10 protein-coding genes are annotated in these 12,572 nt (G+C 69.2%); 4 read left to right on the plus strand and 6 right to left on the minus strand.

Annotated elements, in window-relative coordinates; translation table 11 throughout:
• Window positions 1–4 precede the first annotated feature (4 nt).
• Genes A8M77_RS03525 through A8M77_RS03535 form a run of 3 tightly spaced genes read left to right on the plus strand, consistent with a single transcriptional unit; the run spans window position 5 to window position 4,145 of the window.
• Window positions 5–787, plus strand: a complete 783-nt coding sequence (locus tag A8M77_RS03525) for a LamB/YcsF family protein (protein ID WP_192871542.1) — start codon at window positions 5–7, stop codon at window positions 785–787.
• Window positions 787–2,376 (plus strand): 5-oxoprolinase/urea amidolyase family protein, encoded by a 1,590-nt coding sequence (locus tag A8M77_RS03530; RefSeq protein ID WP_086920153.1) that lies wholly within the window; start codon window positions 787–789, stop codon window positions 2,374–2,376. The genes A8M77_RS03525 and A8M77_RS03530 overlap by 1 nt, the downstream gene beginning before the upstream one ends.
• Window positions 2,373–4,145, plus strand: a complete 1,773-nt coding sequence (locus A8M77_RS03535) for an acetyl/propionyl/methylcrotonyl-CoA carboxylase subunit alpha (protein WP_086920154.1) — start codon at window positions 2,373–2,375, stop codon at window positions 4,143–4,145. Before A8M77_RS03530 ends, A8M77_RS03535 begins: the two co-directional genes overlap by 4 nt.
• Here A8M77_RS03535 and A8M77_RS03540 read toward each other — a convergent pair.
• The 5 genes from A8M77_RS03540 to A8M77_RS03560 all read right to left on the minus strand — a co-directional run bounded on the left by A8M77_RS03540 (window position 4,108) and on the right by A8M77_RS03560 (window position 11,355).
• Entirely contained in the window at window positions 4,108–4,872 is a 765-nt protein-coding gene (locus A8M77_RS03540) for a YEATS-associated helix-containing protein (RefSeq protein ID WP_086920155.1), read from the minus strand. The two genes, A8M77_RS03535 and A8M77_RS03540, sit on opposite strands and share 38 nt — an antisense overlap.
• A 112-nt stretch (window positions 4,873–4,984) precedes the next feature.
• A complete protein-coding gene (locus A8M77_RS03545) occupies window positions 4,985–8,629 on the minus strand; it encodes an ATP-binding protein (protein ID WP_143694536.1) in 3,645 nt (1,214 codons plus the stop codon).
• 12 nt (window positions 8,630–8,641) lie between these two features.
• On the minus strand, window positions 8,642–9,736 hold the full coding sequence (locus A8M77_RS03550) for a hypothetical protein (protein ID WP_086920157.1): 1,095 nt from the start codon (window positions 9,734–9,736) through the stop codon (window positions 8,642–8,644).
• Window positions 9,726–10,778, minus strand: a complete 1,053-nt coding sequence (locus A8M77_RS03555; protein ID WP_158100878.1) for an effector-associated domain EAD1-containing protein — start codon at window positions 10,776–10,778, stop codon at window positions 9,726–9,728. The genes A8M77_RS03550 and A8M77_RS03555 overlap by 11 nt, the downstream gene beginning before the upstream one ends.
• Window positions 10,779–10,812: 34 nt before the next feature.
• Window positions 10,813–11,355: a hypothetical protein gene (locus tag A8M77_RS03560; RefSeq protein ID WP_086920159.1), complete on the minus strand. Its 543-nt coding sequence runs from the start codon at window positions 11,353–11,355 to the stop codon at window positions 10,813–10,815.
• Window positions 11,356–11,357: 2 nt separating this feature from the next.
• On the opposite strand from A8M77_RS03560, the gene A8M77_RS37165 reads away from it, so the two are divergent.
• Window positions 11,358–11,483, plus strand: a complete 126-nt coding sequence (locus A8M77_RS37165) for a hypothetical protein (RefSeq protein ID WP_272947417.1) — start codon at window positions 11,358–11,360, stop codon at window positions 11,481–11,483.
• Between the two features lie 182 nt (window positions 11,484–11,665).
• Here A8M77_RS37165 and A8M77_RS03565 read toward each other — a convergent pair whose 3' ends face one another.
• Window positions 11,666–12,496 carry an urease accessory protein UreD gene (locus tag A8M77_RS03565; protein ID WP_086920160.1) on the minus strand — a complete coding sequence of 277 codons (831 nt, stop codon included), beginning with the start codon at window positions 12,494–12,496 and terminating at the stop codon, window positions 11,666–11,668.
• Window positions 12,497–12,572 lie beyond the last annotated feature (76 nt).

Below are 12,572 nucleotides of genomic sequence, written 5' to 3' on the forward strand. Positions count from 1 at the left end.
CAGCATCGACATGGACCTGAACAGCGACCTCGGCGAGAGCCTGGGTGCCTGGCGCATGGGCGACGACGACGCCATGCTGGGCATCGTGAGCAGTGCCAACGTGGCCTGCGGTTTCCATGCCGGGGACGCCGCCGGCATCCTGCAGACCTTGCGCCGCGCGGCCGAGCGTGGCGTGGCGGTCGGCGCGCACGTGTCCTACCCCGATCTGGCCGGCTTCGGCCGCCGCCACATGGACGTCGCCAGCGCCGACCTGGTGGCCGACGTGATCTACCAGATCGGCGCGCTGCAGGGGCTGGCTGCCGTGGCGGGCACCCGGGTGCGCTACGTCAAGCCGCATGGTGCGCTCTACAACACCATCGCCCATGACGAGCGGCAGGCGCGCGACGTGATCGCGGCGATCCGTGCGATCGATGCGAGCCTGTACCTCGTCGGACTGGCCGGATCGCCGCTGCTGGGCTGGGCGCAGGCCAGCGGCTTGCGCACGGTAGCCGAGGCCTTTGCCGACCGTGCCTACACGCCGCAAGGCACGCTGGTGTCGCGGCGCGAGCAGGGCGCCGTGCTGCACGACGCACACGAGGTGGCGGCACGCATGCTGCGCCTGGCGACCGAAGGCGTGGTCACGGCCATCGACGGCAGCACGGTCCGCATCGAGGCCGATTCGCTCTGCGTGCACGGCGACAGCCCCGGCGCGGTCGAGATGGCGCGGGAAGTGCGCGCGCTGCTCGAGCGCTCGGGCGTGACCGTGCGGTCCTTTGTCGATGCGCAGCCCGCGCAGGTGCTTCGGTGATGCGGTTCCTGCCCGTCAACCTGGATGCGTTCCTGGTCGAGCTCGACGATCTGCCCCAGACCCTGGCGCTGCTCGCCTCGCTGCAGGCCGAGCCTGTCGCCGGCATCGAGGAGCTGGTGCCGGCGGCGCGCACGCTGCTGGTTCGCTACCGCCCCACGAAGGTGTCGCAGGCCGCGCTGATCGAGCGCATCGGTACGCGCAGCCTCGCGGCGCAGGTCGAGCGGGAGGCCACGCTGATCGAGATCCCCGTGGACTACAGCGGCGAAGACCTGGACGAAGTCGCGCAGATGCTGGGCATCTCGCGCGACGAGCTGATCCGCCGGCACACGGGCAGCGAGTACACCGTCGCCTTCACCGGCTTTGCGCCGGGCTTCGCCTACCTGAGTGGCGGCGACCCGAGCCTGGACGTGCCGCGCCGCGCCACGCCGCGCACGCGCATCCCCGCCGGTGCCGTGGGATTGGCGGGCACCTTCAGTGGTGTCTATCCGCAGGCCAGCCCTGGGGGCTGGCAGATCATCGGCGTGACGGCCACACCGATGTGGGATCTGGGGCGCGAGGTGCCTGCGTTGTTGCAGCCAGGCTTTCGCGTGCGCTTTGTCGACAGCACGGGGCGGCCCTCGTTGCCATCATCGCCATGCTCCGCGCCGGCGCGCAGGCCTTCCGCTGCACCCATCGCCGAGCCCGACGGCGCCGCGCTGGAGATCCGCAGCACCGGCCTGCAGGCCCTCTTCCAGGACACGGGCCGTCATGGCCAGGCGCGGCAGGGCGTGTCGGCCTCGGGCGCCATCGATCAGGGCGCATTGCGTGCGGCCAATCGGCTGGTCGGCAATGCCGGCGATGCAGCCTGCGTGGAGATCGCCTACGGCGGCTTGCAGCTCGTCTGCCGCGGCGAGGCGGTGGTGGCCGTCACCGGCGCCGATGCACCCATTGACATCACCTGTTCCGGCGGCGCGTCCTGGTCCGCGCCCGGCTACCACGCGATCGCGCTGTCGGACGGCGACAGCCTCACGATCGGCGCACCGCGCGCGGGCAGCCGCTCGTACCTCGCGGTGCGCGGCGGCTTCGCCATTGCGCCGGTGCTCGGCAGCTGTTCGACCGACACGCTCGCCCGCGTCGGCCCCAAGCCCATCGCGGCCGGCGACGTATTGCCCGTGCGCCCGGTGGCGCGCGGCGCCATCGTGGGCCTGCACGAGCAGCCTCCCGCTGACCTGCCCACGGTGCAGCAGCCCGTCACGCTCGACGTGGTGATGGGCCCGCGCACCGACTGGTTCACACCCGAGGCCGTGGCACTGCTGGCCAGCCAGGTGTGGAAGGTCACGCCGCAGTCCAACCGCGTCGGCCTGCGCCTGGCCGGTGAACAACCCCTGGTCCGCGCCAACCCGGCCGAGCTGCCGAGCGAAGGGACCGTCCTCGGCGCCTTGCAGGTGCCGCCGAGCGGGCAGCCCGTGCTGTTCCTCGCCGACCACCCGCTCACGGGCGGCTACCCGGTGATCGGCGCCGTCGCCACCTACCACCTCGACCGCGCGGGACAGATCCCCATCGGCGCCAGCGTGCGCTTCAACCCCATTCACCCTTTCGGTACGCCATGAAAAAAGTCCTGATTGCCAACCGCGGCGAGATCGCCGTGCGCATCGTTCGCGCCTGCGCCGACTACGGCGTGAAGTCGGTCGCCGTGTACGCCGATGCCGACCTCGACGCGCTGCACGCGCGCATGGCCGACGAGGCCTACGGCCTGGACGGCCAGCGCCCGGCCGACACCTACCTCCACATCGACAAGCTGCTGGCCGTGGCCGCGCGCAGCGGCGCCGATGCGGTGCACCCGGGCTACGGCTTCCTGTCGGAGAACGCGGGCTTTGCACGCGCCGTCATCGCCGCAGGCCTGGCCTGGATCGGCCCGCCGCCGGACGCCATCGATGCACTGGGCGACAAGGTGCAGGCGCGCAAGATTGCGCTGGAAGTCGGTGCACCGCTGGTCGCGGGCACGCCCGGCCCGGTGAACAACGCGCAGGAGGTGCTCGCCTTCGCCGAACAGCATGGCCTGCCCATCGCGATCAAGGCCGCCTACGGTGGCGGCGGGCGCGGCCTCAAGGTGGCCTGGCGCATGGACGAAGTGGCCGATCTCTATGAATCGGCGGTGCGCGAGGCCATCACCGCCTTCGGCCGCGGCGAGTGCTTCGTCGAGCAGTTTCTCCACCAGCCGCGCCACGTCGAGGCGCAGGTGATCGCCGACACGCACGGCCACGTGGTCGTGCTCGGCACGCGCGACTGCTCGCTCCAGCGGCGCAACCAGAAGCTGGTCGAGGAAGCGCCCGCGCCGTTCCTGACCGACGCGCAGCGCGACCGCATCCACCGGTCGGCGCGCGACGTGTGCGCCAGGGCCGGGTACGTCGGCGCTGGCACCGTGGAGTTCCTGCTGAGTCCGTCCGGAACGATCTCCTTCCTCGAGGTCAACACCCGCCTGCAGGTCGAGCACCCGGTGACCGAGGAAACCTCGGGCGTCGACCTGGTGGTCGAGCAACTGCGCGTGGCCGACGGCCTGCCGCTCTCGATCACCGACACGCCCGCGCCGCGCGGCCATGCCTTCGAGTTCCGCATCAACGCCGAAGACGTGGGCCGCGGCTTTCTGCCGGCGCCCGGCCAGGTGCGCGTGTTCGAGGCGCCTTCGGGCCCGGGCGTGCGCGTGGACACCGGCGTGCTGTCGGGTTCCACGGTGCCCGGCACCTTCGACTCGCTGATGGCCAAGCTCATCGTCACCGGCGCCACGCGCGCCCAGGCCATCGCCCGCGCGCGCCGTGCGCTCAAGGAATTCCGGATCGAGGGCGTGCCCTCGGTGCTGCCGTTCCATCGCGCGGTGATGGCGCAGCCGGACTTCACGTCGGCCGATGCGTTCAAGGTGCACACGCGCTGGATCGAGACCGACTTCGCCAACACGCTGGCCGCCGCCGTGCGCAGCGAGCCGCCGGTGTCGGACGCGGCCCTGGTACGCACCGCGGTCGAGATCGACGGGCGCCGCATGGCGCTCGGGCTGCCAGCCGAACTCCTGCGCGGCTTGCAGTCCGCGGCGGGCGACGCCGCATCGTCCGCTGCGGCGCAAGCACCGGTTGCCGCAGACCCCGCATCGGTCGCCGCGCCGATCGCCGGGACCCTGCAATCGTGGAAGGTCGCCGATGGCGACACCGTCGCCCAGGGCGACGTCATCGCAACGATGGAAGCCATGAAGATGGAGACGCAACTCACGGCGCATCGCGCGGGGCGCATTGCGCTGAAGGCGGAGCAGGGGGCGTATCTGGTGGCGGGGGCGACGGTTGCGGAGATTCGAGCTACGCGCCAAGCTTCAGCAGCCGCCCGTTCGTCGTGAGATACCAGCGCGGAGACTGGTTCTTGTTGAGGGACTGGCCGATCAGTTCCTTGGCGACGAGCGCGGTGAGCGCCTCTTTCGCACGCGTGGGGTCGAGCCCTGCTTCCTTCGCGATGCCCGTCAGCGAACGCAGCACGAAGCGCGACCCTTGCATGACTTTCATGACGGCGCGTTCGTCGTCCGGCATGGGCTTGATCGATTCGAAGCCGTCGTCGAGCAAGCCGGGCTTGGGTTCTTCGAGGACCTCGCCCTCGACCAGCGGCGCAACGGCCTGCTGCGCTTCGGTCGCTTCGGCCGCGGCGGTCGTGGCCTGAACCTGGGCGTCGTCGGCCTTCGTGACGGCGTCGTCCGCCTTTGCGGCGGCGTCATCAGCCTTGGCGCTCGCAACTTCCACCTCTTTCTTGACCGTACGCACCTCCTGCAGAAGCCGATCGGAGATCGTTCGGATGAAAGCCCTGGATGAGATAGCGGCCACGAGGCAGAACCCGGCCAGGACGAAGAGCTTCGACTTCTCGTCCTTGTCGATGATGTCGTTGATGATCTCCCCCGAGATCATGTTCAGGAACAGCGGGACCATGAACGAGGCGGCGATGCCAACCAGCGTGTGTTGCCACCAAGGCAGGCGCGTCTCCTGCGCGGGGTCGGTGATGATGGCGTTGACCACGCCACCCAAGATGCCAAAGACCAGCAGGACGAGGGCGATGGAGTGCAGCGGTTCAATTTGCATGGACTTTCCTTCCGGCAAGTGCGGCGACGCGCGAGTGTCTCACCTCGTGCCTCGGCAGCAAACGATTGTCGAGCGACCGCTGTGACCACCTGTCCTGGTCCATCACGTCTCCTCAGCCCTCGGCGTCATCCTTGGCGGGCAACTGGACACGAACGAGCGTGTTCAATGCGCCATGGATATGCGCATTGGCGCCACCCTGAACCGTTACACCCAGCCGCGGTGCCAGGTTGCTCATCACGTCTCGGCTCTGCGCGACCGAGATCCGGCCGGTGCGTTCGAAACGTTTCAGGAAGTCGGCCACTTCGGCCTCGCTCAAGGGCTGCAGCGCCTCGGTCCACACCCCAGGTTGCCCCCTCAGATCCTGGTACCGCGGCGGCGCACCGAGCAGCACCATGTGCAGCTTGAGCCCGGGCGGCTGGCTGCTTTGGGCGGTCCGCGCGAGCATGACCAGCAACTCGCCGACGTCAGGTGCCAGATCGGGCCGATCCAGATCGTCGACCACCAGTACCACTGGCCGCGTGCGCTTGACCAGCTGCGCGGTAAGCCACTGGGCGTAGATGCCGGTCCTGCGCAAGAAGAGCAGCGCAGACGAGGGCATCGTCGCGGGTTCGAGGCCCAGCCGGATCACCAGTGTTCTCATCAACTCGTCGATCCCGACCCCGGTCCTGCTCATCGAGAGCACGCACGCGTCGAACGCGCCGGTGCGGCGCGCCACGGCATCGACGAGCCGCGCCGAGTAGCTCTTGCCAGAGCCCGGGGGGCCATCCACCAGTAGCAGCTTGACGCTATTCTGTGTGCCCACCTGCTGTAGGAAGTGCCGCAGCATATGCCGGCCGAGGAATGGCTGGCCATCGTCCAGCACCAGGCTCGAATAGGCGTTGTCGGCGGCGAGCAAGCCGTCGGTCCATTCGGCCGAGGGCGAGGAGGTCGCAGCGGCTGCGTCGCCCGACGCCAATCCCGGCAACGACTCGCGCAGCAGCTGCAGGAAGCCCCGCCGCTGCGGCGCCAGCAGCCGATCCAGGTTAACGAGCAACTCGTCGATCAGGCGCCCGTAGGTGTACGCCAGCGCCGAATAGCGCTGGCCGGACATCGTGCTGTCGAGCCAGCCGTGGGCCTGCTCCTGGACACTGCGCTGCGGTAGCGCGACGTCGACTGCACGCGCGAGGCGGGTCAGCAAGTCGCGGCAGCTGCGATCGGAACTGCCCTGTTCTGCTGCAGCAGAGGCCGCCAGTTCGCTGCCGAGGTTGGCATTCGCCAGGCGCTCGCGCACGCTCATGGGCCGACGCTCGTACAGCGCGCCGACCAGTTGGAAGGCCAGGGCAAGCTGCTCGCCGGCAGGGATGGCCGATGGCTGCGCCTGCCAAAGCGCCATCAGGTGCCCCTCAAGATCCCGCTCGGCAGCGCTCGGCCGCATCCGTGCCAGCATCAACGCCCCCAGCTCAAGCAGGCGCGGATCGTCGTGGTAGCGGCTCGAAAGTGCCATGAAGCCCTCTAGTTGAGCCAGCTCGTCGACGGTGACGGATGGATCGCCCGCAACGGCTTCGACGCGCGCCCGCTGCAGCATCAGATCGAGCATGTCGGCCTGCGCCTGGAGCCCCGCCGCGGCTGCGGAGGCGATGCCCGCGTCCAGCACCGCCAAAGCCTCGCGGTGCCGCCCCAGCTCGGACAGCAGCTGCGCCTGCAGTCCGTACAGGCGGCTGCCGGGAAGTCGTTCAGCGCGCTCTGTCAGGCGGCCGAGCGCCTGGTCCCGTGCGCCCAGCGTGCGCGCCTGCAGTGCCTCGACCCAGGCGAAGCGCTCCCAACTGGCCTGGTCCGCCGCGTCAGCGATCGCGCTGTCGACGCTCTCGCCGGTCAGCAGGCTCAGCACCGTGCGCGCGTGGAGAGTGAAGTCTTCGTACGAGGGCCACAGCTCAGTCTGCACGCCGTCTATCCAGCGTGGCTCCACCTCTTCCATGGTCTGGCCCAGCATCAGCCGGTGGTAGATCTCCTCGGCGCGCTCGGCCACGCTGCTGCGCTGCTCGTCGGCATAGTAGGCCACCGCGGCCATGTGGATGGCCAACGCGCATCGCCGCTTGTCGGCTTGCAGCAGAGGCAGCATCGTGCCGCGCAGATCGCCGCGATGGCGAAGTGCCCCGTCGGGCATGCGGTCGACGATCCAGACCTGCTGGGCCAGCTTGTCGAAGATCTCCTGCGCCTGCTCCAGCGTCTGCAGCTGCAGCCCGCAGGGTTCCGACAGCACGCGCAGGATGACGTCCGGCGTGACGCGCCGCAAGACCAGTCCCGGATGCGCGAGCTTGCGCAGCTGCGGGTCTTTCAGCGCGAGCGGCCCGAGCAGCCGTTCGTACAGCAGGCCCTGGATGACCTGGGCGTCCAGGCGCATCAGCTGTAGCGGCCCCAGTGCGCTGCGCGTCTTCAACCCCTCGAGCTTGCCGGCATCGGGCTTGCCCTGCTCGTCGTGCCCGAGCACCAGACGCGCCGCCAAGCGCAGGCACAACGGGTGGCCCCCCACCTTTTCGAACACTACCTTGGCCATCGCCGGGTCGCCGATACCCAGTGACGCCAGGTTGGCCAACGCCGACGCCTCCTCGAGCGGTGCCAATGGCACCGGGTGCACGTCGGGATCGATGAGCACCGCCCGGCCCGACAGCACGAGCCGCAGCGCCGGCTCGCGCTGTCGCAACCGCGAGAGAAAGGCCCAGAGCGTCTGGACAGCGTTCGGGCCGTGATGCTGGACCAGCTCGAAGGTATCGAGCACGACCACGATCGGACCTGCCTGCGCCACTTGCGCGAGCACACGGTAGATGCCCTCTGAAACGAGTGCGAGGTCGACGCTCGGCTGCGTGGTCTGCGACTTCAGATCACCCCGGCGCCGCCGCACCGTGTGCAGCTCGGCAAGCAGGCTCCTGCGCAAGGCGGACGTCTCGTCGCGCAACCAGGAATGCTGGACGCCGAGCTGGCGGGCCGCTTCGGCCAGCAGCGTGGCCGGCTCCAGCGGGTCCAGCTCGGCACGGTCCAGGTCGAGGTAGATCCAGCTCAACGGGTCTGCGCCCTCGGCGTCGATATGGTCAAGCAGGAAGCGCGCTATCACAGCCGACTTGCCGACACCGCCCAGGCCATGCAGCATCAGCACCTTCGATCCCCAGCCCTGCACGCTACGGATCGCGCGGCGCAGCCGGGTACCGAGGCTGTCCGGCGGCAGCACGCCGACAAAATCGCTCAGCTGATCCACCTCGTTGCTGCGGCCCGCGAAGTGGCGGTCGGCCAGCGCCCGCAGGGGTGCCAGCAGCTGATGCCGTTCGTAATGCGCGGCGAGCGTGGCCGTGTCCGGCACGTTCGGCAGCAGTCCGCTGAGCCATTCCGACACCCGGGCCAAGGCCTTCATGCCTTGGGCGTCCTGTACCGTCGGGTCGACAGCTTCGCCGCGCAGGGCCTGCTCCAGCAGGGCCTGCAGCGGACTCCTGGTTCGTTGCGGATTGGCGGCCAGCGCCGCCACCATCGCCTCGCTCGATGCCATGTGGTGCAGCACCCGCTGGCGCACGTCCAGCTTGAGGCTCCACACCGGCTGCCCGGCGTCATCCTGCAACACCGTGCAGTCTTCGAGCAGCGCGGAAAAGTCGCTCTGGCTGGCGTCGTCACCGGCCGGTTGCAGGGCATCGGGGTCGAAGTGCGCCAGCACCGCGGCCGCCCGGTGGTAGGCGCTAGGGCGCGCTTGCGCCCCGGTGCGAGCGTCGTCCGAGGGGGCGGGCGATGTGTTCACGCGGCTTGCCCGTCAAGGGAACAGTTCGAGCACACGGGCCTTCGCGGCGCGCGCGAGCTGCGACAGGAACATCGGATCCTCCCGCGCCAGCGTCACCTTGCCGATGACCTCGTCGTACAGCGTCTGGCTCGTCGCGGCCGGGGCGACGTTCTTGTGCTCGTGCACCTTGGTGAAGAAGTCCATCACGTCGGTGCTGGTAGGCGGGCCAAGCTTTTCTTCCTCGACCACGTCCTGGCTCTCGAACGGCAGTTCCTGACCCGGATAGCCCACCAGCACCAGACGCAGGCCACGGCTCTGGGCCGCACGCATGGCCAGGTGGTTGATGAACGAGCGCACATCGTCGGGCAACAGGCTGGCGTCGAAGTGATCGAGCACGATGCAAAAGGTGCGCCGGCCCTGCGGTGTGTGGCTGTCCGCCAGCGCGGCCAGGCGAGCGGCCTGCTGGTGGCCCTGGTGCGAAGCCTGCCCTGCAGCGGCGTGCGGCTCGACGGGCGTCGACGGATCTATCTGCGCCATGATGTTGCCGACCAGGAAGGGCACATCGATCTGGCTGCTGCGCATGTCGCGGAGGTCGACTGTCGCAAGCCTGAAGTTGGGCCCAAATGCTGCCTGTTCCATCGCCAGGAAGCTGAGAAATCGCACCGAGTACGACTTGCCGGTGCGCGACGCGCCATTGATCACCAGGACACGGCAGGTGCCTCCGGACAAGGCCTGCACCTTGTTGCGCAGCGGCTGCCGGTCGAAAAACGGCGCCCGGCCCTGCAGGAAGCAGGTCTCGAAAGGTGTCGGAGGCCGGTACCACACCAGGTCCTCCCCACAGGCGGCTGCACGCTGCCTCACCTTCCCCAGCAGGTCGGCCACCACGGTGGAGAAAGTCTTGCTTTGCGTTGTGTGCTGCTCCAGGCGTTCGAGCAGGGTCAGGAAGCCGTCGCGGGCGGCTTCGTGGTCGAGCAGTGCCAACCGCGCTGCCTCCAGCGATTGATCGACGGTCTTTTCGTCGAGATTCCAGCCGAGCTCGTTGATCGTCAGCGTTGCCAACTGGGCTCGCCGCATGAACTGCCGAGCCAGCGCCGCGTCCAACTTGTATCGTTCGTCGCTATAGAGCATGAATGCCTCGACGTTCTGGCGGAGCGGGGGCAAGCAGTGCGGCGCAGGGGCCGGCCACGAGGTCTTCGAGAATGGCAGGCATCGGCACTGCCCCGTTGTTGCCGCCGGCACCGACGCCTTTCTGGTGTATCGCCGCCAGCCGCCACTTGGAATCAAAACACGGCGCGCCGGACGACCCGGGCTGCGTGTTCGCGTTGTGGCCGATGCGGCGTGCCTGCACCTCCAGCGCTGCTCCGAGCGTCATTTCCAGTCGGCGGGCGTCGGGGTGATGCAGCAACAGCAGCGGCTCATTGGTTGCCAACGGCTGCGGGCGCGCGTCGATCCAACCGCGCGCCGGCGTACCTGGGGTTCCGACCGGGTCGCTGCCCGGCGTGCCGTCGATCCGGAACAGCACATAGTCGAGCTGCCCTTGCGGGCTGCGACGGCAGCACCAGTCGGCCCCTTCCTGGAGACCGAACGTCACGCCATCGCGCAGCGTGCTGCCGTCGGCATCTGCCTTGTAGTCGAAGCGCAGGCGAACGCGACTGCGATTGAATTCGAGCGCATGGATGCCATTGCGCTCGAACACGTGGTCGCAGCTCAGCCCCGCATTGGGCCCGACGAGGAAGCCCGTGCCAATCCCTGCAGGACCGGCGGCACCTCCATCGATCTCGATGCGGAACACGGCCAGCTCGCGCCGGCTCATCAGGTCGCGCCACTCCTCGGGCTGCTGGAACCCGGCCTTCTCGATGACGATGGTCTCGTCCTGAGCGTTGCGCAGGAGGCCCTGGCCGGACTCATCAGCCAGCTTGCGCAGGCCGCGGTGAGTGGGGTTCTCGGAGCGCGCCGCTGCCAGCAGTTGGGGCACCAATTCCTGCGCTTCGGCGTGAAGGATGAGTTCGGTAAGTGCCCCGGGCAGGTCAGCGCCTTCGCCCACCACGCCGTCGTAGTTGAACCCGTAGGCGACCGTCACCATCGGGCGCAGCCGCGCGATGGTCGGAAAGGCCTGCTTCAGCGCTGCGAACAGCGCGCGACGCAGTTCTTCGGGCGTCAGATCGTTCATGGGGCCCACCTCGGTGCGGCCCGGTGGCACGACGCTACGCTTCGCACCTACGACCGGCCCGGCACCTCGAACGGTAGACCTCGCCGCCTGCGGCCGCATCCTCTATTCTGTGGACGCCCGCCCTATCGCGAAGTGAGGCCGCCACCAACTGCCTGCGCTCCCGGTAGTGCAGCGGAGCGATGCGGGCCGGCGTGGCGTTGATGGTGAAGCCGGGCAGTGTGATCCACAGCTCGTCCGGCATCGGGCGCTCGGCGACTGGGGCTGCGATCCAGAAGTGCCGGTCCCACGCAGCACATTGGATCGTCGTGCGGCCGCCCACCAAAGGCGTGCGTACCGGCAGCTGAAACGGCGCAACGGCGCTGGACGTGGTGTAGCTGTTGACGATCGGTCCGTCGATCAGGCTGACGTTCGGAAAGCGCACCTGCCGCGCCGGTGCAGCCGCGGGCGCCCTGACCTCGATCAAGCGCAGCACGCAGATCACGCGGTCCCGGAACAGCGGCACGCTGCGCAGCCAGGGCACGAAGACGGCGTGCGTGCAGCATCGCCCGGCCTGCTGCCGGAGTACCTGGCCGAGCACATGTGGGTCGCGCTGCCGGTGATGCGGCCCCACTGGGCGAGCCGCATGCCTACTACACCACCGAAACCGGCGACCTCAACCAGTTCATGCACCCGTGGCGCCCGGGGCTGCGCCTGCGCGCGGCCTAGAAGACGCCGAACACCTTCAGCAGGATGATCACGCCGATCGGCACGCCGCAGAGCCAGAGAATGATGCTTTTCATGGAAGGTTCTCCTGTGTGCTTGTGCGTGCACCGTAGGCGAGGGCGCTGGAGCGCACGGACGGAGAAGGTCCGGGGTGCGAGTAGGGCGAGTGCTTGCGCGGCCGTCCGCTACATCGACCAGATGCGCGGCGGCTGGCCCGGCATCCGCCACAGCTCGGCGCGCCAGGCCTGCCAGACCTGCCGCAGCAATTGCATGGCGGGCTCGACCAGAGGCGCCAGCACACGCAGCACCACCACGCGGGGCTGCGGGCTGGTGGCGCCGGCGCTTTCGCGAAGGGGGTGGGCCTCGGCCAGCGCGCGGGCACATTCCAGCGCCGCATCGCGCCGCGCCCGCACGATCGGCGAGCCTGCGGCGAAGAACAGCGTCGCCAGGCAGCGATGCCCGGCCAGGCCCAGCGGGCCGTCGAGCAGGCGCCGGTCGGCAGCCTCGATGCGCCCGCGCTCCAGCCAGGCGCCCGGCATCTCCAGGTGCTGTTGCAGAACGCCGCGCTCGAAGGGCTTGCCGGCGCCGGGCAGGCCCAAGGCCGCCACGTCCCAGCCGATCAGCTCCGCACCTTCGTCCAACCGCAGCGTCAGCCGGTTCTCCGCGCGGCAGCCGCTGAAGCAGATCGCTTCCAGCGGCAGCCATTCGAGCCGCGCGCCGGCCTCGAGGCCGAGCGTGGTCTGCTGCATCGCGAGTTCGCCTTCGGAACGGTAGAAGCGGCTGGCGCCCGGGGTGGTGATCAGCCCATGGCTGCCGGCTGCGGCGTGCACGCGGATGTCCAGCGTGTCGCCGCCCACCAGCCCGCCTGGCGGATGCACCAGCACGTTGTGGCAGACCGCATCGCCCTCGGGATAGAGGCTTTGCAGGATGCGCAGCGGTCCTTCATGGCGAAAGCGGGCGACGCTGCGCGGGCCTTCCGGTCGATAGTCGAGCGCGAGCCGCGCGTTCCAGGGCATGGGGCAGGAGTGTAGGAGCAGGACGGGGGCGTCCGGAGTTGTCGGACTTCTTCCCCCGAGAAGGTGGACAAGCTTG

Origin of the sequence: Variovorax sp. JS1663 (assembly GCF_002157355.1) — a bacterium.
Taxonomy (GTDB): Bacteria; Pseudomonadota; Gammaproteobacteria; order Burkholderiales; family Burkholderiaceae_C; genus Variovorax.